Source organism: Paenibacillus sp. FSL H8-0457, from assembly GCF_038051935.1.
GTDB classification, from domain to species: domain Bacteria; phylum Bacillota; class Bacilli; order Paenibacillales; family Paenibacillaceae; genus Paenibacillus_AQ; species Paenibacillus_AQ lautus_A.
The window spans coordinates 413,552-439,106 of sequence record NZ_CP150293.1; the positions used below are offsets into that span (position 1 = coordinate 413,552).

Genomic DNA, 25,555 nt, shown 5'->3' on the forward strand with positions numbered 1-25,555 from the left:
TTATGCTTGCGGCCGACCATACCATACATGTAAACCTTAGTAGGGGGATCCGTCATCTGGATGACGGATTCCCTTTATTTGTTAGAGCTAGATGCTGCTGGAGAAAACCCGCTTGAGCCGTAAAATTCATGATGAAAACAGGTCAAAATGTGGTTGACGAGAAGGAGACTCGATACTACAATAAATGATGCAAACGTTTCCATTGTAATCGCTTTCATCTATTTTTGTTTCATTCTATATTTCGAACATATTCTCTAACTTTTGTCAGTAATTGTCGTACTTTACTTGATGGAAGCTCAAACCTGTTTATGCAAGCGTTTGCGCAATGATTGGCATCAACATCGTACCAGCTGTACCTAATCCAAGAACAGAAGGAGGTTATTTGTTTCATGAGAATGACGGTTTCAAGCAAACGAACGTGGTCCATCATCATGATTGTTTCGCTGATTTTCTCCATGCTCGGCATTCCGCCATCAACGGCCGATGCCAATAGCGCGCCAAGCCAGGTTACGCTGGTGGGGACTCTGCAATCCGAATTAGGCCATAGCGGGGATTGGGATCCGGCTGCCGCCGCGACAACCATGAACGATATGGGGAACGGAGAATACAGGTTCACCGGCAGCTTGCCCGCGGGATCGTACGAATACAAGATCGCGATCGACGGCAAGTGGGACGAGAATTACGGCTCCGCCCACTATTCCAATCCGAGCGGAGCAAACAAGGATGGCAACATCCTCATAACGCTCGCCCAAGATTCCCAGGTTACCTTTTATTACAACCATGGGACCCACCGGATCGCGGATTCTACATACTACGCTCCGATCGAGGCGGATAAGCTTCCCCGAGTGATCGGCAGCTTCCAATCGGGCATCGGCGAAGCGGCCGACTGGTCGCCTGCGGATGCGAGATTAATCATGCAGGATTCCGATTATGACCATGTATACACGGTGACGGCCGACGTGTACGAAGGGGATCATGAGTACCAAATCGCTTTGGGCAGCGATGCGGCAAGTCCGGTTCACCCCGCTAATCGGGAGGCCCTTCAGCTGCCGCAGGATGTTAAGGTTACGTTCAGCTACGATGCGGCCAATCACGGCGTTGCCGCTCATTTCACGGTACCCGCCGATCCGGGAACGCCGGTGCCGGCTAACCATCTGCGCGTCCATTACAACCGGGCTGACGCGAATTACGGGAGCGTCGGACTGTGGATATTCGATGACGTCGCATCTCCGTCCGCCAATTGGCCGGCAGGCGCAACGCCATTCCCTGGCGGGCAGCAGGACGCCTACGGGGCCTTCGTCGACATACCGCTCAAGGACGGCGCGCAAAAAGTCGGCATCGTCGTTGTCGATCGCATCAGCGGCAATAAAGACGGCGGCGACAAGAAACTCACCCTAGCCTCGCCGGACATGAACGAAGTCTGGCTCAAGGAAGGCTCCGATACGGTATACAGCTTTGAGCCTGTTGACCTGCCGGCGGATACCGTGCGCATCCACTATCAACGGCAGGATCAGAACTATGATCCGTACGGTTTATGGTTATGGGGCGACGATGTCGCTGCGCCTTCGAAAGACTGGCCGACGGGGGCTACCATGTTCCCTTCAGGCCAAACCGACCGATATGGCGCTTATGTGGACATTCCAATGAAGCCGGGGGCCCAGAAGATTAACTTCCTCGTGCTGGATGCGGCCAAAGGAGACGCCGGCAAAGACGGAGGCGACAAAGGCTTCACCCTGGTAGACCGATACCAGCATTTGTTCATTCAAGAAGGCGACAACACCGTCTACACATCCCCGTATGGGGAAGTGCCTACCGGGTTGGTCTCGGCCGAGGTATTGGCTCCCGGAAAGCTCCAGCTCGGATTTACCATGACCGATGGTTTGGAAGCGGATACGCTGAAGAATGAGCTGCAGATTAAGAATAAGGACGGCCATCCGGTTGCCATTCAAAACGTGAAGATTACCGGAAACACGACCATCGAAGTATCGGCATCATTTCAGCTGGATCAGATTCCGCTAAGCGTAACTTACGCCGGAAAAACCGTATCCGCCTCCACCGGCTGGAGAATGCTGGATGAGATGTACGCTTACGACGGCGATGACCTCGGGGCGACTTATCAGGCTGGAGGAGCCGAGCTTAAACTGTGGGCACCGACGGCGACCGAAGTCACCGCAAAGGTGTACAGCAAGGATGATGCCACGCAGTTTATCGGCAATGTCGCCCTCCAAAAGGGCGATAAAGGGGTATGGTCGGTTCGGTTGAAGCCGGGAGACCTCGGCATCCAAGATTTTAGAGGATATTTCTATCAATATGAAGTGACCAACAACGGCGTGACGAAAACCGTGCTGGATCCATATGCCAAATCCATGGCGCAATTCAGAGTGAATACCAAGGGCGAAGTTGGACCGGACGGCGATGCCGTCGGCAAAGCCGCGATCGTCGATTTGAGTCAAACGGATCCCGCCGGCTTGGATTTTGCGGACATTCCGGGCTACGAGCAGCGGGAAGACGCCATCATCTGGGAGATTCACGTCCGGGATTTCACGTCGGATCCGACGATTGAGAATGACCTGCATAACGCGACTTGGGGATCCTACGACGCGTTCAAAGAGAAGCTCGAATACATCAAGTCCCTGGGCGTTACCCATGTTCAGCTGCTGCCCGTGATGGCTTGGTATTACGGTGACGAAGCGGCCATGAAGAACAGGGAGCTGGATTATTCGGCCAAAGACAATGAGTACAACTGGGGGTATGACCCGCACAGCTATTTCTCCCCTGACGGTGCTTACTCCGAGGATCCAACGGATCCCGAGCTTCGCATCAAAGAATTGAAGGCGATGATCAACGCCATTCACGAGGCCGACATGGGCGTCGTATTGGACGTGGTCTACACCCATATGGCCAAGGCGGATTTCTTGAATGATATCGTGCCGAACTATTATGCTTTCCAGGATGCCAACGGCAATTTCATCGGCGGCTTCGGCAACAATCTGGCGACCAACCACAAGATGGCCGAGAAGCTGATGGTGGACTCCGTGAAATACTGGTTCGACGAATACAAAATCGACGGCATGCGCTGGGACATGATGGGCGACGCCACCTATGAGGCCGTGCAGAAAGCCTATGATGCCGCTGCAGCCATCAACCCGAAAGCGCTGTTTATCGGCGAGGGCTGGGTCACGTTCGGCGGTCATCTGTCGGATCCCTCCCTGGCAGGCAAGGGCGCGGACCAGAATTGGATGGATAAAACGGACGACGTCGGCGTTTTCTCCGACGAGTTCCGCAACGAGCTGAAATCCGGCTTCGGCAACGAAGGCGAGCCGCGATTCATTACGGGCGGCGCGCGCGACATCCAAACCATTTTCAACAATATCAAGGCGCAGCCGAGCAACACGAAGGAAGATGATCCGGGTGACATGGTTCAATACATTGAAGCCCATGACAATTTGCCGCTATACGACATCATTGCGCAGTCCATCAAGAAGGACCCGTCGATTGCAGCGAATGATCTGGAGATCCATAAGCGCATTCGCCTGGGCAACCTGCTCACCTTGACCTCGCAAGGAACGGCTTTCCTCCATGCAGGACAGGAGTACGGGCGGACCAAGCAATGGCTGGGCCCAGGGGTTCCCGAGCAGAAATACCATGAATTAGAGGACGAGGCAGGAAACCGCTTCGGTTATTTCATCCATGATTCCTACGACTCCTCCGATGCCATCAACATGTTCGATTGGGAGAAAGCGACGGATGAAGCCAAATATCCGGAGAATAACAAGACGCGGGAATATACGGCCGGACTGATCGAGTTAAGAAAATCGTCCGACGCTTTCCGTCTCGGCGATCAGTCGATGGTGAATTCGAACGTAACGCTGCTGCAGATTCCCGAAGTAAAGGCGCAGGATCTGGTCATTGCATATAAGAATAAAGCGACGGACGGAACCGGCCATTATTATGTGTTCGTTAATGCGGATAACCAGTCGAGAACGCTTACGCTAAGCGAAGATCTGAGCTCCGGCACGGTGGTGGTCGATAACGATGAAGCCGGCACGACCGGCGTCAAAGCGAAGTCCGGCTTCACGTTAACCTCCGGCTCGATCACGCTTGAGCCTCTGACGGCCGTTGTGATCAAGGCGGACGCCGCGGCGGCCGTACTCCGCGCGATATCGGTAGATCAAGATAGTTACTCTTTGCAGACCGGTAAGACGCATCAAACCGCGGTATACGCTGAATACGAGGACGGCAGCAAACGAGCCGTAACGAAACAAGCAACCTATGCATCCAGCAACCCGCAGGTGGCTTCGGTAACGGCCGCAGGCGTGGTGAAGGGAGTCGCGGAAGGAACGGCGGTCATAACCGTTTCCTATCGGGGGTTCCAAAAAGAGATTATCGTAACCGTTACAGCCGATGTAGTGGACAATAAACGGTATGTGCAGCTTAACTACATTCGGCCGGATCAGGATTATGCGGATTGGAATTTGTGGGTTTGGAATACGGGGGTAAAGAACGATCAGATCGACTTTGAAAAGATAGAGAATGGCGTGGCTACCGTTCAGATTGAGGTGGCACCCGAAACAACAGGCGTTGGTTTCGTTCTGCGCAAAGGAACGAATTGGGATACGGCCAAACAGGATATCCCGGATGACCGGATCATTCCGCTTCAGCCAGGCGAGGCCTTCACGAAAGTGAATGTGACCAGCATGGTGCATGAGCTGGGGATTTTGCCGAGCATTGCGGGGCCGACGCTTGAAGGCGGTAACATTACGTTCCATTATCGGGACGATCAATTGTTCAGGGACGGCCGGATGGATAGCATCTCTGACGTGAAAGTGAAGATTAACGGGAAGCTGGAAACGATGGCCTATGTTCCTGACAAGGAATGGTTCAGTTATACGCTTAAGGGCGTTGCTCCCGGAACGTATGATTACACGTTTATCGTCAATCATAACGGAACCACGAAGGAAGTCACCGATCCGAAAAACACGGTGAACGGAAAGTCGCAGGTGGTTTACCGCGATCCGACCGTGACCATCGGGGCGAAGGTAACCCCTGGTTCCATCTCTTATGATGAAAATGCGGTGCTAAAATTGAATGTAACCTCTTCGGAGCCCGTTGCTTACAAGGAAGCGTTCGTCGACTTGACGGAACTGGGCGGACCGGCCCGAGCGAAGGTTGATACAGAGCTGCTGGAGCACAGCATTGCCGTAAAAGATACGGTCACGGCCGGCAGCAAGAAAATTGGAATCACGCTAGTCGACCAATACGGCAATAGGCATACCGGCGAAGCCGCGGTAACGGTGAAGCCAAGAATCGCAGGCGGCAAACTCGATTTCGATTGGGACGAGGCGCGCATTTATTTTGTGCTGACCGACCGTTTCATGGATGGGGATGCTTCCAACAATGCGAATGTTGACAAGGATCACCCGGAAGCCTATCATGGCGGGGATTTCAGAGGACTGATCGATAAACTCGATTACATCGAGGATCTGGGCGTGAACACGCTGTGGATCACGCCGATTGTGGATAACATCGATTTTAATCAGGGTGCAGGCTTCGGCGGCAAGCAATATGCGTATCACGGCTATTGGGCCAAAGATTTTACGAAGATCGATGAACATTTGGGCGATCTGGATACCTTTAAGGAGCTAATCGACAAGGCGCATGACCGGGGCATCAAAATTATGGTGGACGTCGTGGTCAACCATACGGGATATGGTCTGAAGCCGGGAGACAGTGCGCCCGGTATCACGCAGGAAGATAAGGACCGGTTTAAAGATATGCTCCGTACAGACGGTCTGTCGGCCGATACGGATCCGATCAAAGGCGAACTAGCGGGGCTTCCTGATTTCATAACGGAGAATCCGGCTGTTCGCCAGCAGATCATCGATTGGCAGGCAAGCTGGCTGGAGCGTGCCAAAACCGACCGCGGGGACACGATCGACTACTTCCGCGTGGATACAGTGAAGCACGTGGATGAAACGACATGGAAGGCGTTCAAAAATGCGCTGACCCACCTCGATCCGAGCTTCAAAATGATTGGCGAATATTTCGGAGCAACGGTTGACAGCGATGGCGGAACGCTTCAGAGCGGACAGATGGACAGCTTGCTGGACTTCGGTTTCAAAGGAAAGGCCAAGGAATTCGTGAACGGCAGCGTGGAATCGGTTGAGGCCTACCTGGCTGACCGCGAATCGAAGCTGGATAACACCCGAATGATGGGGCAATTCCTGAGCAGTCATGACGAGGATGGCTTCCTGTCCCACTACGTGGATGGCGACAAGGCGAAGCTGATGGCGGCCGCAGCGCTGCAAATTACATCCAAAGGCCAGCCGGTCATCTATTATGGCGAAGAGCTTGGGCGCTCCGGTAAGAATGCCGGTAAAATGGAAAACGGCGAATTTTCCGAGAACCGCGGCGATATGCCATGGGACCAACTGGAGGCCGAGAAGAAGCTGCTCACGCATTACCAGAAGCTCTTGAACATTCGAGCGGCAAACTCGAAAGTATTTTCAAAAGGAACGCGCACATCCATTGCGGCTTCGAATGCGGATGGTTATATCGCATTCGACAAGCAGTATAACGGAGAGCATATCGTTACCGCGATTCATGTGAAGAACGAACCGAAAGAAGTCGTCCTGCCTGTGCCGTTTAAGGCGGGCAGCAAGGCGAAGGACTTGTACGGCGGCAGCGTGTATAACGTAACGGCCGATCAGAAAGTCACGCTAACGCTCCCTGCCATGTCGGATGGCGGTACCGTCATTCTGGCTGCAGTGCCAGCTGAAGGCGGCGGCAACGGCAGCAACCCCGGCAGTGGAAACGGAAGCGGAGGAGCAGGCGGCAATCCGCCTAACGATCCGGGAACGAAGCCAAATCAGGGTCAGCGGATCGTTAACGAAGAATCGCTGCGCGGCGGGCAAGAGAAAGTAACGATTCAGCTCGGTGCCGAGGATATCGAAGTTCTCCTGCCGCTGACGGCAGGGGATATTCTGGGGGCGAAGCCGCTGGAGCTGAAGCAGGACGGCGTGATGGTACAGCTTCCGTCCGCGCTGCTCAAAGCGCTGCGCCAGCTCGTACCGGCCGAGCAGGCTAAGGATGCGGTCATCTCGTTTAAGCTGAAGGAGGTTGGAACGCAGACAGCCGCCTCTCTCGTAGCCAAAGCAGCTGCTGCCGGGAAGGCTAAACTGAAGCAGGGCAGCAAGATGTACGAATTAGATCTTAACGTCCGTACGAAAGACGGCAAGGCATATAAGCTGGAGCATTTCATAGCACCTGTAACAATTGCTTTTCCCGTCGACAGCGCCATTCACGGCGAGCTGGCCGGCATCTACGGCATTTCGGAATTGGGACCATTGAAATATGCCGGCGGCAAGCCGGTAAACGGGCAGCTGACGGCTGAAGTCAGTCAATTGAGCTACTATGCTGTGCTGGAATACGACAAATCGTTTGCCGACCTTGCCGGCCATTGGGCTGAGCAAGCGGTAAAAGAGCTGGCAGCCAAGCATATTGTGAATGGCACCGGCGATACGAAATTCAGTCCGCATCAGCCGCTGACACGCGCGCAGTTCGCCGCGATGCTCGTTCGTGCCCTGGGCCTTGAAAGCACGCAAGACGACACGACCTTCACGGATATGGACGGCGATGCTTGGTATGCTTCGGCGGTTGCGGCGGCTTCCCAGCACGGGCTGGTGAACGGCAGAGGCAAGGACACGTTCGCGCCGAACGCGGCCATCACCCGCGAGGAGCTGGCTGTGATGCTTTATCGTGCTTACCAGACCAAGGGAGACGCTTCCTCTTTAGAGGGAGCACCTAACCTGAAAGATAAGCAGCGAATTTCTTCATGGGCACTCCAAGAGGTGAATGAAGCCTTGGCCCTTGGCTTGATGAAGGGGCATGCCAATGGCATGTTTACGCCTCAAGCCAAAACCACCCGTGCGGAAAGCGCGCAAGCCATGCTGAATCTGTTGGATCGACTGCAGTAATTCCGCCCATCCCACCGATTCGTGCAACGCTGGAATGGGGTTAGAGAGCCGGTTCGGGAGGGAATGACATGGGTCGAGTCGCAATGTAACAATCTTTCGGAAACGCAAGGAGCCTGGACATGGATACATGACCAGGCTTCTTTTTCGTACATGAATGTAAATGAATACACGGCGGGGCGGCCTATCGAACTTTGGCGTAGTTCACGTTTCACTAGCTAGATGACGGCTGAGGGGGACTGGAGGCGGATGATCTCCTTCATGAGCTTTTTCAGCATGACGGATGCTTTGACCTTAATAGGCAGGCTGTCCGAGACATGAATCTGGTAAGCGCCTTGCATAATGGCATCCTTGAGCTCGGCAGCGGATTCGCAAGGCATTTGCAGCTCGTTATAGACGCTTCCAAATTGGAGGCATTGATGCGTATCGCTTCCCGCCGTAACAGGTTTGCCGAGATCGGCGGCGAAACGTTGAACCTGATCTTGATTGGCTTCGCTGCCGTACTGGTACATATCCTTGGCATTGAGATCAAAGGCGTCCAGGCGGCTCAACTGGCTGCGCGTGAGATGGCGGAGCGGCGTGCTCTCTCGGAACGGATGGGCTCCGATCTTGAGCAGCGGGAAGCCTTCGGCCAAGTCCATCAGATCATCGAAAGGGATGAAGGCGCCCTTCTCCGTATACCCGTCCAGGCGACGGCGGGTTTCCAGAATGAACTCCTTCCGGCCGATCAGCAGAATGTGGCCGGTTTCCCGGATGTCCACTTCCATCCCCGGAAAGATCTTCAATCCGCCTGCATCGTAGTATTCGCCGTTATAGGGGAACATGCTGTCAAGCTGCCGGTAGACCTCGTCAAAATGGCGCGTGTTAAAATGCTCGGTCAAAGCGAGCGCATCAAGTCCGTTGTCCAGCGCCTCCCGGATCATCTCCTCATAATAATGTTTAGAGAAATCGGACGCTTTGGACAATTTGGCGTGGGTATGGAGATCAATTTTCATATTCGAACACTCCTTGTCGAAGTCAGTAATTTTAAGGTCAGCCGAACCAGAACAACAATGCGGTATATGCTGCCGTTCCGGTCAGGAACACCGCATCCCGGGCCGACAGGGTCAGGTGGGACAGCTTCAGCTTCTTGGCAGCCGGATTCTTCATGCCGTAGGAGAACCCGCGGGTCTCCAGCGCTTCTACCGTCGTGCGGGAACGTTTGGCGGTGGCCAGCATCAAAGGAAAAAAGGATAGCATCAGCAGCTTCATGTAATAGGCCGCGAGCCGCCAGTAGAGAAAACCGGGATGTTCCGGCGCTTTTCCCCGAAGCCGGTAAGAAAGCAGCACATGTCGAAATTCTTCGAACAATACGGGGAGAATCCGATAGCCGTACGACAAGCTGAACGAGAAGGCGGCAGGCATGCCGAGCGCAAGCAGGCCGTCGCTGATTTTCTCGGGATCCATGCCGGAGAACACCGTAATGCTCGCAAGCGATACAACCGACAGCTTTAAGGTGAGTTTCAGCAGCGGAAGCGCCGAGCTGACGTCCCCGCCGAAAAAGAGGGACACCACAAACAGCCATCCGACCTGGCCGATCAGGCCCAGGCATAGTACAACGATAATAAACGGCGTAACCCGGGACAGAATGGTGGTGACCACCATCATGAGAAACAATCCGGTCAGCACGGTAATGCTGGAAATAAACCAGGGCGCAATGGCAAAGAACAGGTACCAGATCAGCATGCATCGGGGATCGAGCCGGGATAGGGCGGCATGGCCGCTCCCGTAGGCGGTATTCATCAACTCGAGCTGAATCCGTTCAATCGAAATCTTGTTAAACCAGTTGCGGACTAGCTGCATGACGGTGAATCTCCTTTCCGTTCAGAATGCCGTCCATATGCCGGGCAAACTCGTCCGGCGAGCTGGTCGGGGGCATGACGCCCAGCCTTATAGATAAATCCATCATCTGGGTCGGTGCGAGCCCGGCCCGGGAAATAAGCTCCGAATCGGCGAAAATCTCGGAGACGGTGCCATCGCCGGCCACGACGCCTTGATTTAAGACGATCACTCTGGTCGCCCATTCGTGAACCAGCTGCATATCATGGGTGGCGATGACAACGGTACGGACATGGTCCTCCAGCTCCTGCAGCGTATCCAGAAGCTCTTCACGAGTGGACATGTCCAGATTGGCCGTCGGCTCATCCAGCAGAATCAGCCGGGGCATCATGGCAGCTCCAATAGCAAGGGATACGCGGCGCTGCTGACCACCGCTGAGGAGACGGGCATCCCGTTCCTGGAGAGGCTGAAGCCGGAAATGGGTCAGCATGCGATGAACCCGATCCTCCGCTTCCGGGTGACGGCGGCTCTTCAAACCGTAGGCCACTTCTTGATATACATTGTCTTCAATGAACATATCCTCGGGATTCTGGAAGACGTAAGCCACGTTAGCGGATATTTGCTCCATCGATACATCCTTTGTTTTCCGGCCCATGAAAGAGACAGAGCCGCCGGAAGGCTTGGCGATGCCGGCAATCAGCTTCAGAAGCGACGATTTGCCCGCGCCGTTGTTGCCAACAAGAGCGATGCGTTCGCCTTCATACAGGCGAAGATCAATGCCTCGAAGAACCTCGTACTCCGTTTTGTGAATCGTTCGGTAGCGAAGTACGGCATGGTGGAACTCCACCAGTGCACCATGCTCTCCTTGCCGTTCTGATTCATCGCCCTTCAGGATGCGGCGCTGGTCGGAATCCGGGTTTTTCACGGTGGTGTCAGCGGGGGAAGCATCGTCTGCTCTAGCGTCGGTTAATGGATGATCAAGCAGCGCTGGGCTATCCGCGAGGCTGTGCAGAAGCTCTCCGAAATAGACTTCTGCTTCTTCGGCCGTAATAGGGTAAGGCTGCTTAAGCTGATATCCGGACAACCCCATAGAGTAAGAGTCGGAGCCGACCGTTATCGAGTGTCCATCCTGCGGACGGCCGGGAGCCATGCCGCCATTCAGCAGAATCGCAGACAGCTGTACCGCGGCTTTGGTCACCTGGGGCGGCTGGATGCCAAGCCGCTCCAGATCATCAAGGCTGTTCAGCGCTTTGATGACCGGGCGCTGCCACAGCACCTTCCCCTGCTCCATCAGGCATACTTCCTCGCAGTAGTCCGCAATAAACTCCGCATGATGCTCAATCACGATAATGGTCTTTCCATGGACGTGATTTAACTGGCGCAGCACATCATATACTTGCCTGGCGTGCTGGGGATCGAGCTGGGATACCGGTTCATCCACCACCAGAATGTCCGGTTCCAGCGAGAGGGCTCCCGCCAAGGCGAGCAGATGCTTCTGCCCGCCGCTCAGCTCCCAAATATAGCGGTCCTTCAGATGGGTTAATCCGCACATATCGAGTGCCCTGGCGCCCATGGCCCGGTAGTCCGGGAGCCCGTAATTGAGCGGAGCGAAATGCGCTTCATCCATGACGGTGGGGCGGACTAACTGGTTATCAAAATCCTGATAGACGTACCCCACCATTCGTGACAGCTCGGAGACCGTCCGATTCTCGGCGGAAACCCCGCAGATTTCGACGGTACCCGTGAAATCGCCTGAATAATAGTGGGGAATCAATCCGTTGAACAGCTTGCAAAGCGTGGATTTGCCGCAGCCGTTTCCTCCGATGATCGCCGTAAAGCTGCCGCGGCGAATATATAGGGAAGCTTCCTTCAGCACAGGCTGCTCCGAACCGGGATAGGCAAAGGTGACGCCTGCGATTCGGATGGCCGGGTTGTCTTGAACGGACGGCTTAAGCATAAGGCGGGTTCTCCAGCATTTTCTCTTCTTGAAGGCTGCGGTTTTTTCTGGCCCGCATGAACGCCAGTACCGCAATAGCAACGATGGCGGCTGCACCGATGCTGATCCAGATCGCGCCGATGCCGAACCGGTCTGCAAAACCGCTGTCCCACTCGCCGAGGTTCCAGTCCGTTTCCGAAAGGGATTCCGCTCCGAAGGCAATCAGCGCCAAAACGATTCCGACCAGGACCAGCTTGGGCGAGACGATGCCGGCGGCTTCGTATTGGGTAAGCTTCTGGCGGGGTTTGATGCCGAGCAGCGGCTCGATTTTTCCATACAATCTTGGAACCAGATATAATGTAGGCAGAAGAGCGAACAGAATGCCGGAGAACAGCACATCGTTCAGGAAACCGATGCCTTCGACCAGGACCACGCTTTGTGCAAGCCCCGGCACGGCTTCGAATTCCTCGACGCCGATCCAGACCTTGCCGATATCCACCAGAGAGCTGCACAGCTGGTGGATGATAACGCCCGACATGGCGGCGATGCCGACCTGAGCGCGGCTGAGGGGGTTTTTGACCAAGCGGCCGGCAACGTACATGGCGAAGGAGAAGGTAAGAAACTTCTCCAGCTCTCCGAGACCGCCGAATTGCCCGAGCATCAGTTCACCGAAGATAACTTCGCCGAGGGCAGCCCCTACAGCAGCATAAAAAGGATGAAACAGCATGCAGAGGGTTAGGGGAATGAATGCGAAATATTCGACCGAAAGCTCGATCGGACCCAGGCGAAACGCGGGAATGAGCTCGGTGAACATGTTGGACAGGCCGTACAGCGACATGGACAGCACGAAAATCATCATTTTCTGCGAAGAGGTCAGGGTATAGACCCGTGAATTGCTTGCCATTAGAGAGAAGCCTCCTTGGGAATGGGATTTGCTATCAGTATAGGAGGCGATTATTAAAATGAACGGAGTACTATGTCAACGCATTGTAATATTTTTTACATAAATATAATCATGAAATAAAATTTACATAACAATCACAGCGTATGATGAACTCATGCTCAATTACGAGGATTTCATTGCAGAAGGAGTGCATCACCATTGAAAAATTGGTTTCCCGATACATCCGGGCTGTCGCCGAGCCAGCTCAAAATCGCCGATTTTATCGAACGTAATCCCGAGGAGATGCTGTTCATGACCGAGCAGGAAATCGCCGACAGGCTTGGCACAAGCATCGCGACCGTTTCCCGGTTTTGGCGTGCCGTCGGGCACGAGAATGCCAAGGCGTTCAAGCTGAAGCTGCGGGAATCCTCGGATACGACGCCTGCCATAAAGCTGGAAAAAACGATATCCCGGCTGGACGCGTCCAGTCTGCCCGCGAAAATGCTGGAACAGGCGAAGCATCATCTGCAAGACACGATGGAGAAGAACCGCCCGGACGAGCTGGAGGAGGCAGCCCGTCTAATGGCTTCGGCAAGACGCGTGTATGTGCATGCGCCTGGTCCGTCCCTCTCGCTGGGCGAGCTGTTATCGTACCGTCTAACCCGGTTTGGCATGTCGGTGCGAATCATGGCCGGCAGCGGTCATGAACTGCTGGAATCGCTCGCGCATGTAGAAAGAGAAGACGTCGTGCTGATCTTCAGCTTTACTCGGATGCTCCCGGAAACGGAGGTCATCCTGGACTGCGTAAGCCGCGTGCAGAATGCGGCGATCATGATCACGGACCGGGAGGAGTTCCGGTATGGAACGCCGGCGCAGATCTCCTTTTTTGTCAGTCGGGGGGATATGGGCGAATTTCATTCCATGGTGACGCCATTGCTGCTGATCGAGCAGCTCATTCTGAGCATGGGCATGCTGAATAAAGAGAAGGTGCTCGGCAAGCTGGATTACTTGGGCGAGTTGCGGACCCGATATGCGGATAAGCTGCCCAGAGGCAAAGCTTGAAGGTTTATAGTCCCGTCGGCAGGCCATCCATAATAGAAGTCGTTCAGGCAAGCCCTGAAGGACTTTTTTTGTGTCTTTTGTCGCAGAACCATTGGATTATTTATGTAATTTTGATATAGTTACCCTACCTCTATGAACTTGCTCGCCTCGGCTTGGCTCCTCTGTTTTTGCTGCGGTTCTCTGCGTATTCGCCATGGCTTTCTTAAACACGGGACGGTCATGCCCGCATCATGTTATCCAAGTGAAAATCCGATAAAGAAATGAATGGATTACATATCGGCAGGGCTGCCTGGAGAGGAAAATGCATCTAACTTCGAATTGAGACGTAGTATGTGTTATATCCTTTAATTACCTATGTTTTTACGGATGTTTTATAAGCGGTTATAGGTCGAATCAGTCATCGCTCTATAGGAGTAGGGGAGGTGTTAATTCTTGAATGGCTCGAAGTCCGCGAAGCTGCTCCTGCTTATGGCGGTTATCGCGATCGTGAATATTGTCCTGGTTTCGCCCGGGCTGCTCGGCTTCCAAGTCGGCGGCGATAACGCTTTCCAGTCTGCACTGGTCATCACCGTATGGGTGGTCAGCATGCTTGCACTCTTTTATGGAAGTTATGTTTTGTTGTTCAAGTCTCCGGCTGCAAAACCGATCCAAACGATTCAGACCCGCGAGGATTACATAGAGGCGCTTCACCATTACCGCAACGTGAAAGTGCTGAAGAATGATATCGCTCTTGCCCTGGACCAATTGGAGCGAATCGAGAAGAAGAGAAACGCGCTGCTGGGCGTTCTGGGTCAGCGTTTTCAGCCAACGGAGCTCAGTTACAAGAAATTCATGGGGGTCATCGATGAAGTCGAGAAGCTGTTCTACCTCAACATCAGAGGGATACTGAACAAGCTTGGCGTCTTTGCCGCATCCGATTTCGCCCGCATGGCGGATCAGCCGAAAGCCTCCCAGCTGTCCAGCAAGGTGGCGCAGAAAAAAACGGCGTTATACCAAGAGTACTTGGCTTACGTGACCGGTTATCTGGAGGCGAACGAGGAAATCATGCTCAAGCTTGATAAGCTGCTGCTGGAGATCTCTTTGCTCGGCAGCACCGATTACCGGGATGTGGAAGATATGCCGTGCATGAAGGAAATCGATGCGTTAATCAAGCAAACCAAATTATACAAGCAATAAGAGAGGGAGATGATTATGCGAAGCAAGGGTAGTGCCTTTGTCGTATTAGTGGCCATTGCAGTGGTCGTGTTTGTTCTAGTGTACGCGGGGATCACGTTAACCTCCAATCTGGGCAAAAGCCAAGCCGAGGTCGATTCGGAAGGCGCGGCTAAAAAGATCAACAAAATCTACAAGGATATAACTGTCACGACAGCCGATCCCATCAAAGGCCAAGTCGATCTGGACCCGGTGGCCGTCGCGGATTCCCTGCCCGATATATCCAAGTTCCCGATCTCGGTCGAGAATACGACGGACTTGTACGTGGAGATTTTCTCCTCGCCGGAGAAGGCGGGACCGGGCATTGACGGATGGCTGAACGAAGTGGCAGAGGAATTCAACAAATCCAAGCCGGTAGTGAACGGCAAGCCGGTATCCGTGAAGATCCGCAATATCGCTTCGGGAACCGCAACCGATTACATAACATCCGGGAAGTACGTGCCGGACGCTTTTACGCCTTCCAATGAGCTGTGGGGGGAGATGGTCAAGGAATACGGCGTCAAAGCCGAGCTGGTATCCAAGCGCCTGACGGGGAACGTCACCGGCGTCGTCACCCGAAAAGCCAAATACGACGAGCTGGTGGAGAAGTACGGCTCCTTGAACGTCAAGACGCTGACGGATGCGATAGCGAATAATGAATTGGCGATGGGATACACGGATCCTTTTGCCAGCTCCACGGGTCTCAACTTCCTGATCACGGCCCTTGAAACGTTCGACAGCAACAACATACTGGGTGAGAAGGCGGTACAGGGCTTCGAGAAATTCCAAGCGAACGTTCCTTTCACGGCTTCCACCACGATCCAGATGCGCGATGCAGCGAAGTCCGGCATGCTGGATGCCTTTGTCCTGGAGTATCAGACCTTTGTCAACGCGGCGGATATGAAAAGCGGTTACGTCTTTACCCCGTTTGGCGTAAGGCACGACAGCCCTTTGTACGCGCTCGGGAAATTGCCGAAGGAGAAGCTGGACATCATCAAGAAATTCGCGGAATTCGTTGAGCAGGACAAATACCAGCAGATGGCCGACAAAAAAGGGTTCAACGGTCTTAACGATTACCAATCCGAGCTCGAGGTCGTCGACAGCAGCCTGCTGCCGTCCGCCCAGAAGCTGTGGAAGGAGAAGAAGGACGGCAACAAGCCGGTTGCGGCCGTGTTCGTGGCGGACGTATCGGGGAGCATGGACGGCGAGCCGTTAAACCGTCTCAAGGAATCGCTGTTGACGGGACAGAAATATCTGGGCCGGGACAACAGCATCGGCTTTGTATCGTATTCCACGGACGTTACGATCAACCTTCCGATCGGCAAGTACGATTTGAATCAGCAGTCGATGTTTGTCGGTGCGATCAACAGCCTCGAGGCCAGCGGGAATACCGCGACCTTTGACGGCATCGTCGTGGCGATGAAGATGCTGCAGGACGAGATGGCGGCGAATCCGGACGTGAAACCCCTGATTTTTGTGCTGAGTGACGGGGAAACGAACGTCGGGCATTCCCTAGACGATATCCGCGGACTGATCCAAGCCTTCAAAATCCCGGTGTATACGATTGGCTATAATGCCGACATTCAGGCGCTCCAAAGCATTTCCAGCATCAATGAAGCTGCCAGCATCAACGCCGATACCGATGATGTCGTATACAAAATCGGCCAGCTGCTGAATGTGCAGATGTAGCAATTTTTCATAACGATGTGAATCTGGTATATCAGAAACTTGTAGGAGGGGTTATATTGTCATTTACGATGGAAGTCATTCGTCCCGAAGAGATTAAGACGGCAATCGAGGAGCAGGTGAAGCCTGAGCCGGAAGAAGTCACGCAGCTGAAGGAACTGGCAGCGAGCAATGTGCAGGCCATCATGGAGCTGGATATCGAATCGCTCGAGAAACGGAGACAGGTGCTGCAATCCATTGACAGCTTTGGGATCAGCACGATGAGGTCCTCCTCGGAGAAGAACGCGCTTCTGCAGGTTCAGGTGGGGAGATTATCGAAAACCGGGGACGAAGGCGGTCAAGTGGCCAAAGGGTTAACGGAACTGCAGCTGCAGCTGAAGGATCTGGATCCGAGCGTCGTGGATTTTGCGAAGAGCGGGCTGCTGGGCATGGTGTTTAACCCGCTGCGCCGATATTTTGCCAAGTTCCAAAAGGCGGATGCCGTCATTTCGGACATCATCATTTCTCTGGATAAAGGAAAAACCGTATTAAAGAACGACAACACCACGCTGGAGATTGAACAGCAAACCCTCCGCGAGCTCACCAAAAAGCTGCAAAAGGAAATTCAGCTGGGCATGCTCATGGATGCAGAGATCGAATCCCAGGTCGAGGCGGCCAAAATACGGCAGGAGTCGGAGGATAAAATCCGGTTTATTACCGAAGAGGTGCTGTTCCCGCTGCGCCAGCGCGTGATGGACCTGCAGCAGATGCTCGTCGTGAACCAGCAGGGGATCATGGCCATAGAAGTCGTCATTCGGAACAACAAGGAGTTAATCCGTGGTGTGGATCGGGCAAGAAACGTAACGGTATCGGCGCTGAAAATTTCGGTCACGGTCGCAAGTGCCCTTTACAACCAGAAGATTGTCCTGAAGAAAATCGAGCTGCTGAACGAAACCACCAACAACCTGATCAGCGCCACCTCCAAAATGCTGAAGGATCAAGGTGCGGCGATCCACAAGCAGTCGCTGGAAACGAGCATTTCCGTCGATACCTTGAAGCAAGCGTTCACGGATGTGCTGTCGGCGCTTGATTCCATCAGCACTTACAAGCAGGAGGCTCTCCCGCGCATGCGCGAGACGATCCATCAGTTCAGCGAGCTGGCGGTCACGGGCGAGCAGCAGATTCAGCGCCTGGAGCGGGGGCAGAAGCTGGGCCTGTAGGAGAAGCCAGGGATACCAACAAGAAAAGAGTGTGCAGTTGTGATGCTGCGCACTCTTTTTACTTGGCTCCAAGTCCCTTATGCCCGCAAATAATTAAGCAGAATGTGCTTGAGAATCGCCAGCTGCTTCTCCGGCGCGAGGTCCGGCTCGACCACCAGAATGTTTTTCTGGAGGGACAGCTTTCTGGCAAAAATGCCGAATGTATTCACGATGGTGGTCAGCGTCTCGGCAATCGGAAGGTCGGCTTGAACCGATCCATCCTCGATGCCCTGCTCCACGATGGTCGAGAATACCTGGGATATATCCCGGTAGACGGCGTTAAACAGCTCGATATCCTCAAGAGGCTCCGTGAACTGAGCCGCATAGCTCTCGAAGTTCTCAAGCAGCTTGACGTTCGAGCTGGTCTGCTGCTCCAGCAGGGAAATGAAGTGGTCAAACAGCAGCTCCAGCTTCTCCATGCAGGAAATCGGCTGTTCCGCGACGGAGCGGAAGGTCTCGAGAACGGTTTCCAGCATTTTCGTGGCAACGGCAACGACGAGTTTCTCTTTGCGGGGAAAAAAACGAAAAACGGTGGCTACGCCCATGGCAGCCTCGGTGGCTACATCCTGCATGGTGGCTTTTTCAATGCCTTTATGTGTAAATACGCGCTCGGCTGCTTCGATGATGAGTTGGGTTCGGGCGTTTCGGGTTTCGGGATTCATAATAAGGCCCTCTTTCTTGCATGACGATTTTATTTTACCCGTATTATATCCTCCCGCCCTTTTGACGACAACAAGAGCGTATACATCGGCGGAAAAAGCGGCCGGCACAAGGACCGCTGTTGATGGCGTTATTTCAATGGAATATTCATGAGGACCGGGCTTTGCATGTAGGAGCCGCTTACATATTTGTAGAAATCATTCATCATTGATGTCAATATCATCCGGCTTGAAGGGAGGCGCTGCAATTGGAACGACGGAGCGAGCTTATGGCCGCGGCTGCGAGCAGGTTCGGACTTTTGGAGCGGGATAGACTCCAGACGCATTTTTCCGAACACAGCCTTGTCCGTTCTTATCGAAGGGACGAGAAGACCGTGTATGTGCGCTTGACCGACGAGTCCCACAAACCCTATGCGAAGATTGCCGGGGAGGTGCAGTGGGTAGAGTTTCTTGGGAGTAAGGGCGTTTGCGTTTCGAGGCCGCTCCATTCGGCAGCCGCGAACCTTGTGGAGCGGATCCGGATGGAGGACCGGGAATATACGGCGGTCTGTTACGAGGAAGCCAAGGGGCGTCCGGTTGGGGAGAACGAAGCCGGCGAGGATTTATACAGGCGAATGGGCCAATTCATGGGAGGCATGCATCGTATCACCCAAGAGTATATCCATCAGGACCCCTTCACGAGACGGCCGAATTGGTCGTACGAGGCAGAGAAGGTTCGACATCTCGATTTACCGTCGTCTGAGAAGGGAATTGCCTCTCGTTATCAAGCCTTGTGCCGGTATATATCGAAGCTCCCGGTTTCTAGGGAGACTTATGGATTGATTCATGCCGATTTTCATTACGGCAATTTTTTTGTCCAGGGGGATGCGTTGTGCCTGATTGATTTCGATGCGAGTCGTTATTCATGGTTCGTGGATGATATAGCCGTCGCCGCCTTCTTCTCGGGTTTGACCGAAGGAGCCGATCCGGACAGAGGTAAATTCCTGATCCCTTTCCTGGAAGGATACCGTCTGGAGCGTTGCCTGGAGGAGGAGTGGCTTCGGGAAATCCCCTATTTCATGAAGCTGAGAGAAATGGGGCGGTATATGAAGCTGTTCCATGCCTGCCGCGGAAATTTCGACAAACTTCATCCCTGGGGACAGTGGTATATGAAAGGGCGCAGGGAAAAGATTTTGCAAAGCGATCTGCCACTTTAATAAACGAGCCTTGGTTCGAAAGACGGACCAGGGCTTTTTTATATTTCGGGGGAGGGCCGGCTGCGGCGGTTAAGGCGATGGAGAGGAACGAAGTCCTTGCAACTCAGATCTATTAATTTTCGCCAATAGGAAATTAATTCTAGTGCGATCAATTATTGCATTGACAGCCCATAGCGAATCTATTAGTATGTGCATAGCTTATTAAACCTACCAGATAACTTAGATTTATGGGGTGCGTTTGTTTTACGAGTTTTTTGACAGAGCATGATGCATACAATTCGTATGCATATGTCTACTACATGGGGGGATTACAATGAAAGCCAGAAAGTTAGGTTTACTCTTATCGTCGATCGTGCTGATGCTGTTGATCGCGGCATGCGGCAACGGCTCCGATCCGGCGGCAGAGGGCGCAGCCGAAGACAAAGGAAGCGAGAAGCAAGCCGAACAACAAGAGTACAAAGACGAGCTGAACATCGCGCTTACGGCTCAGCCGCCAACGCTGGATACGGCCTTGACGGTATCGGCGGTTGCGCTGGATACGGCCGGCAATATCTTCGAGCAGCTCTACACGCTGAATGCAAACTATGAGCCCGTACCGGCTCTGGCAGAGTCGGTCGAACGAAGCGAGGATGGTTTAACGTATACGTTCGCCCTTCGCCAAGGCGTGAAGTTCCACAACGGGAAAGAGATGACGTCCGAGGATGTTGTAGCCTCGATGAACCGCTGGCTGGTGACTTCGTCCCGGGCGAAGGTGCTGCTGACGAATGCCAAATTCGAAGCCGTCGATACGTATACCGTGAAGCTGACCGTAGAGTCGCCTACGTCGGACGTGTTGATTCTTATTGCATCGCAAGCGCAGTTCCCTTCCATCATGCCGAAAGAGATCGTGGACGCAGCGCCGGCTGACGGAATCAAGGAGTACATCGGCACAGGACCTTATAAATTTCAGGAATGGAAGCAGGATCAATACATCCATTTGGTGCGAAACGACGATTATCAGCAGGTGTCGGATGCGGAGCCAAGCGGATTTGACGGTCGAAAAGAAGCTCCCGCCAAAGACCTGTACTTCCATTTCGTCACGGACCACTCGACGCGCATTGCAGGCGTGAAGACCGGCCAGTACGATGTGGCGGACAGCATTCCGATCGAAAGCTATGATGAGCTGGCTGCCGACAACAACATCAACCTGCTCTCGTTCCCTGGCGGTGCCCTGACGGCATTTTTCAATACCAGCGAGGGATTGTTAAAGGACGTGAAGATTCGCCAGGCCATTCTCGCCGCGTTCAATAATGAGGAGATCATGTTGGCGAGCTTCGCCAAGCCGGATTTGTACTCTTTGGCGCCGGGTTACCTGAATACGAATCAAGTCCAATGGTCGACCGAAGCCGGAGCGGAGTATTACAACCAGTCCAATCCGGAGAAGGCCAAGCAGCTGCTGCAAGAAGCCGGGTATAACGGCGAAGAAATCACGCTGCTGACGACCAAGGATTATAACGAGATGTACACGGCTACGTTGGTCATCCAAGAGCAGCTTCGTCAGATCGGCATGAACGTAAAAGTGGAGAACTTCGATTTCCCGACGTTCCTGGAAACGAAGAACGACCGTTCCAAGTGGGATATCTTTGTTGCCAGCACGGGCTATCAGCTTACCCCGCCGCAGCTGCTGGCCGTTAATCCGGATTGGGCCGGACTCGACAATGAAACGGTCAAGCAGGCGCTGATCGATATTCGCGGCGCAGCCACGCCGGAAGCCGCCAAGCAGGAATGGGAGAAGCTGCAGGGCTTCCTGTACGAATTCGCTTCCTCCACCGTAATCGGCCATTATAATGGCGTCGTCGCCACATCGAAGAAGCTTGAAGGTTTCGAGCTGTTCGAAGCACCGGTGGTTTGGAATGCCAAAGTAGCGAAGTAAGCGTATATGGAGGGTGTTACAAGTTACCGGAGTAACTTCGATAACACCTTCCTTTTTTGAAATTGGATTCATAGACCATGTACAAATGAGGGATTTGCCGTGCTGGCTTATATTACGAAAAGACTTTTGTCGCTGATTCCCGTACTGGCCGTTGTCACCATCGCTATATTTCTGATCATCCACATAACGCCAGGGAATCCGGCGGCGGCCATCTTGGGAATGGAGGCGTCGCAGGAGGAAATAGAGCAGCTGAATCAGGACCTTGGACTGGACCGCCCGATACTCGAACAATATACGAGCTGGGTAGCCAACGTGTTCAAGGGGGATCTGGGGGATTCGATTTTCATGAATCAGCCGGTCAGCGAAGCCATTGCGGAGCATATTACCCCCACGCTATCGCTGGCCATTCTGGCACAGGTCATCGCGATCCTGCTCGCGATTCCCTTCGGGATTATCGCCGCTTACAAGCGAGGGTCCATCGCCGATTATACATTGATGGGGATATCCTTGCTGGGCATGGCCTTGCCCAGCTTCTTGCTGGGATTGTTCCTTATGCTGTTCGTGGGCGTCAAGCTGCAGTGGCTGCCGGTCGCTGGATATGAACCGCTTAGCAGCGGGCTATGGGAACATATGAAGTATCTGATTCTTCCCGGCATTTCCCTTGGAACCATACAGGCGGCCCTGATTACGCGGATGACCCGTTCGTCCATGCTGGAAGTGCTGAATTTGAATTTCATCAAGACAGCCAGATCCAAAGGCCTGCATGAAATGAAGGTGCTGTTCAAACATGCGTTTCGGAGCGCGTTTCTGCCCATTCTGACCGTCATTGGACAAACCTTCGGCACGTTGGTGACGGGAGCGGTGGTCGTGGAGGCCATATTTAACATTCCCGGTCTGGGTCAATTGATCTTGAATTCCATTGCCAGAAGGGACTTCGCGGTGATCCAAGGGGTGGTACTCGTCGTCACGCTGATGTACGTCACCATCAACTTGATCATCGACTTGCTGTACGGCGCGGTGGATCCGCGCGTTCGATTGGATCGCAAATAAAAGAGGTGTAACGGGATGGCTACAGTTCAGGAAAAGGAATATGTCGCTCAAGTCAGCAAAAAGCTGAAAAAAGAACAGCGAGCCTTAGGATATCGCCGCCTGAAGTCCAACTACGGGCTTTTGATCGGAGCGACCATCTTTGTTGTATTGGTGATTCTGGCGCTGATCGGACCGCTCTTCACGAACTACGGTCCGTACGATATGAAGGTTGTGGACCGTTTAACGCCACCCGGGGCCGAGCATTGGCTGGGTACCGACGAATTCGGACGGGATTTGTTAACCCGGCTTCTCTACGGGGCCAGGGTATCGATTAGCGTCGGACTGGCGGTTGCGCTGCTGTCCTCCGCTCTGGGACTCGTGATCGGCGTCTATGCGACGTATTACAAGACGTTGGACCATATTCTCATGCGCATTTGCGACGGGTTGATTGCGATTCCGGGAATCTTGCTTGCCATTGCCTTAATGGCCGCGCTCGGCGCATCCGCTTTGAACGTTATCATTGCGCTGACGATCGTGTTCACGCCGAATATTGCCCGAGTCGTCCGCTCGGCAGCACTGGTGGTGCGCGAGCAAACCTACATCGAGGCGATGCATGTCCAGGGGGCCAGCTCCACGCGCATTATATGGCAGCACATCGTGCCGAATGTACTGTCTCCTCTATTGGTACAGGCGACATTCGTATTTGCCGAAGCGATTATCTCGGAGGCGGCTTTAAGCTTTCTCGGTGCGGGCATTCCTGCGCCCGAAGCCAGCTGGGGGAACATTTTGCAGGCAAGCAAGCTTGTTATTTACAAGGCATGGTGGATGGTCGTATTTCCCGGGGCAACGCTCGTTCTGTCCGTCCTCAGCTTAAATTTGCTGGGAGACGGGCTGCGCGATTTGCTGGACCCCCGCGTGAAGCAAAAGTTTAGAAAGCGATGAATATAAGGCTGGAGGTGTTTCCATGAATAAAGAGCCTCTATTGGAAGTGAAAAATCTTAAAACGCATTTTCATACCGAGCGCGGAAAAGTGACAGCGGTGAACGGGGTCAGCTTTTCCATGAATACTGGCGACATCATCGGTATCGTCGGGGAGTCCGGCAGCGGAAAAAGCGTGATGTCCCAATCCATCATGAGATTGCTGGATCATACGGATGCGATCGAGTACGAGGGAGAGGTCGTATTCGAGAATCAGAACCTGCTGTCCCTCCCGCATTCCAAATTACGGGCGATCCGGGGAGATCAAATATCCATGATATTTCAGGATCCGCTAACCTCCCTGAGCCCTGTCTACACGATTGGAAACCAAATCGGAGAAGCGATACGCCTTCATCAGAAGAAGTCCAAGAAGGAAGCCCATCAGCAAGCCATCGAAATTTTGCGGATGACGGGCATTCCTTCGCCCGAAATCAGGGTTAACGAATATCCCCATCAGCTGTCGGGGGGAATGCAGCAGCGGGCGATGATCGCCATGGCGCTCTCCTGCGAGCCGAACCTGTTGATCGCGGATGAGCCGACAACCGCGCTCGATGTGACGATTCAGGCGCAGATTTTGGAATTGATCGCCGACTTGAACCGCAAAATGGGCATGGGCGTGCTGTTCATTACGCATGATCTGGGCGTGGTCTCGGAAATTTGCACGGGCGTGAAGGTGATGTACTTGGGGCAGATCGTTGAGGAAGCTCCCACGGAACAGCTGTTCCAAACGCCGCTGCATCCTTATACCCAGGGGCTGATCCAATCCATCCCCAAGCTGGAAGGGGACAGGGACGATGAGCTTTACGTCATTGAGGGAACGGTACCATCCCTGACGGATATTCCGCAGGGCTGCGGCTTCTCAACGCGGTGTCCTTATGCCGACGAGCTGTGCCGTACCTCCGAGCCCCCGATGCAAACGGCCCAAACGGACCATCGAGTGAAGTGCTGGCATTATGAGGCCCTAAACAAGCCGGAAGGGAGGGAGACAACCGTTGGAACAAGCAGCTGATCATTCGATTTTAAAGGTCAGCTCCCTTCACAAGCAGTTTCCGGTGTACGGATCATTCGGCAAATTAGGGGGCGCCAAAGCATACGTCAACGCGGTCTCGGACGTTTCCCTGCAATTGAACGAGGGAGAAACCTACGGTCTGGTCGGCGAATCAGGCTCCGGGAAAAGCACCACGGGACGCACCATCCTCGGATTAACGCCGGCGAGCCAAGGGCAGGTCCTGTATCGGGATCGGGAATTGGCGGCCATGACGAGGGAGGAAATGCGGAATTTCCGCAAGGATGTGCAGCTTGTTTTTCAAGATCCGTTCTCTTCGCTCAATCCGAGGAAACGAATCGGCCGGATGCTGGAGGAGCCCTTGATCATTCATAAAATGGGGGACAAGGCGGAGCGTCAGGAAACCGTGTTCCAAATCCTGAAAACCGTCGGCTTGCAGCCGGAGCATGCCTTTCGCTTTCCCCATGAATTCTCGGGCGGTCAACGCCAGCGGCTGGGCTTGGCGCGCGCGCTGATCATGAATCCGAAAATCATCGTGTGCGACGAGCCGGTCTCCGCCCTGGACGTGTCCATCCAGTCGCAAATTCTGAACATGCTCAAGCGCCTGCAGCGCGAAATGAAACTAACGCTATTATTTATAACGCATGATATCAGCGTGGTTCGGTATATTTCGGATCGGATCGGCATTATGTATCTCGGAAAAATAATGGAAGAGGCTTTGACGGACGATTTGTTCCATGAGCCGTTGCATCCCTATACGAAGGCGCTGTTCTCGGCCGTACCGGATTTCAACCGCAGCCGATTAAAGGAACGGATCATGTTGCGGGGGGAAATCCCGTCCCCGATATCGCCGCCGAGCGGCTGTGTTTTCCACACGCGCTGTCCCTATGCGACCGATGTATGCAGAACAGACATACCGGCTGTAAGAGAAGTGCGGCCGGGCCATAAGGTCGCCTGTCATCTTGTTGACTAGAACAGATAAGTTCGC

16 protein-coding genes are annotated in these 25,555 nt (G+C 53.7%); 11 read left to right on the forward strand and 5 right to left on the reverse strand.

From position 1 onward, the window contains the following. The first annotated feature begins 389 nt into the window (after window positions 1–389). Window positions 390–7,976: a pullulanase gene (locus MHI43_RS01830; RefSeq protein WP_036664810.1), complete on the forward strand. Its 7,587-nt coding sequence runs from the start codon at window positions 390–392 to the stop codon at window positions 7,974–7,976. Window positions 7,977–8,191: 215 nt separating this feature from the next. Here the strand turns inward: MHI43_RS01830 and MHI43_RS01835 are convergent, their stop codons facing one another. From MHI43_RS01835 to MHI43_RS01850, 4 genes are read right to left on the reverse strand one after another with little or no spacing between them, the layout of a single operon-like run. Next, window positions 8,192–8,968: a PHP domain-containing protein gene (locus MHI43_RS01835; RefSeq protein ID WP_036664809.1), complete on the reverse strand. Its 777-nt coding sequence runs from the start codon at window positions 8,966–8,968 to the stop codon at window positions 8,192–8,194. A gap of 37 nt (window positions 8,969–9,005) precedes the next feature. Next, window positions 9,006–9,815, reverse strand: coding sequence for an energy-coupling factor transporter transmembrane component T (locus tag MHI43_RS01840; RefSeq protein ID WP_036664992.1), 810 nt, complete (start codon window positions 9,813–9,815; stop codon window positions 9,006–9,008). Beyond that, the gene (locus MHI43_RS01845; protein ID WP_036664808.1) at window positions 9,790–11,748 is read right to left on the reverse strand and encodes an ABC transporter ATP-binding protein; all 1,959 of its coding nucleotides are present in this window, start codon (window positions 11,746–11,748) and stop codon (window positions 9,790–9,792) included. The genes MHI43_RS01840 and MHI43_RS01845 overlap by 26 nt, the downstream gene beginning before the upstream one ends. Next, on the reverse strand, window positions 11,741–12,631 hold the full coding sequence (locus MHI43_RS01850) for a hypothetical protein (RefSeq protein ID WP_036664806.1): 891 nt from the start codon (window positions 12,629–12,631) through the stop codon (window positions 11,741–11,743). Before MHI43_RS01850 ends, MHI43_RS01845 begins: the two co-directional genes overlap by 8 nt. Before the next feature lie 198 nt (window positions 12,632–12,829). On the opposite strand from MHI43_RS01850, the gene MHI43_RS01855 reads away from it, so the two are divergent. The 4 genes from MHI43_RS01855 (at window position 12,830) to MHI43_RS01870 (ending at window position 17,748) form a co-directional block, all read left to right on the forward strand. Beyond that, window positions 12,830–13,672 (forward strand): MurR/RpiR family transcriptional regulator, encoded by an 843-nt coding sequence (locus tag MHI43_RS01855; RefSeq protein ID WP_036664805.1) that lies wholly within the window; start codon window positions 12,830–12,832, stop codon window positions 13,670–13,672. 432 nt (window positions 13,673–14,104) lie between these two features. Continuing rightward, on the forward strand, window positions 14,105–14,848 hold the full coding sequence (locus MHI43_RS01860) for a hypothetical protein (RefSeq protein ID WP_012818581.1): 744 nt from the start codon (window positions 14,105–14,107) through the stop codon (window positions 14,846–14,848). A gap of 15 nt (window positions 14,849–14,863) precedes the next feature. Then, window positions 14,864–16,552, forward strand: coding sequence for a VWA domain-containing protein (locus tag MHI43_RS01865; RefSeq protein WP_012818582.1), 1,689 nt, complete (start codon window positions 14,864–14,866; stop codon window positions 16,550–16,552). A 56-nt stretch (window positions 16,553–16,608) separates the two neighbouring features. Next, window positions 16,609–17,748, forward strand: coding sequence for a toxic anion resistance protein (locus tag MHI43_RS01870; protein WP_036664804.1), 1,140 nt, complete (start codon window positions 16,609–16,611; stop codon window positions 17,746–17,748). 77 nt (window positions 17,749–17,825) lie between these two features. Here the strand turns inward: MHI43_RS01870 and MHI43_RS01875 are convergent, their stop codons facing one another. Beyond that, window positions 17,826–18,449 carry a helix-turn-helix domain-containing protein gene (locus tag MHI43_RS01875; protein ID WP_036664802.1) on the reverse strand — a complete coding sequence of 208 codons (624 nt, stop codon included), beginning with the start codon at window positions 18,447–18,449 and terminating at the stop codon, window positions 17,826–17,828. A gap of 245 nt (window positions 18,450–18,694) precedes the next feature. On the opposite strand from MHI43_RS01875, the gene MHI43_RS01880 reads away from it, so the two are divergent. From MHI43_RS01880 to MHI43_RS01905, 6 genes are all read left to right on the forward strand, one after another. Continuing rightward, window positions 18,695–19,642 carry a phosphotransferase gene (locus tag MHI43_RS01880; RefSeq protein WP_144374186.1) on the forward strand — a complete coding sequence of 316 codons (948 nt, stop codon included), beginning with the start codon at window positions 18,695–18,697 and terminating at the stop codon, window positions 19,640–19,642. Window positions 19,643–19,955: 313 nt separating this feature from the next. Continuing rightward, complete coding sequence (locus MHI43_RS01885) at window positions 19,956–21,554, forward strand: ABC transporter substrate-binding protein (protein WP_036664801.1); 1,599 nt, start codon at window positions 19,956–19,958, stop codon at window positions 21,552–21,554. 99 nt (window positions 21,555–21,653) lie between these two features. Then, window positions 21,654–22,604 (forward strand): ABC transporter permease, encoded by a 951-nt coding sequence (locus tag MHI43_RS01890; RefSeq protein WP_036664799.1) that lies wholly within the window; start codon window positions 21,654–21,656, stop codon window positions 22,602–22,604. 15 nt (window positions 22,605–22,619) lie between these two features. Further along, window positions 22,620–23,525: an ABC transporter permease gene (locus tag MHI43_RS01895; RefSeq protein WP_012818588.1), complete on the forward strand. Its 906-nt coding sequence runs from the start codon at window positions 22,620–22,622 to the stop codon at window positions 23,523–23,525. 22 nt (window positions 23,526–23,547) lie between these two features. Beyond that, window positions 23,548–24,570: an ABC transporter ATP-binding protein gene (locus tag MHI43_RS01900; protein WP_036664798.1), complete on the forward strand. Its 1,023-nt coding sequence runs from the start codon at window positions 23,548–23,550 to the stop codon at window positions 24,568–24,570. After that, complete coding sequence (locus MHI43_RS01905) at window positions 24,554–25,540, forward strand: oligopeptide/dipeptide ABC transporter ATP-binding protein (RefSeq protein ID WP_036664797.1); 987 nt, start codon at window positions 24,554–24,556, stop codon at window positions 25,538–25,540. Before MHI43_RS01900 ends, MHI43_RS01905 begins: the two co-directional genes overlap by 17 nt. The last annotated feature ends 15 nt before the right edge of the window (window positions 25,541–25,555 follow it).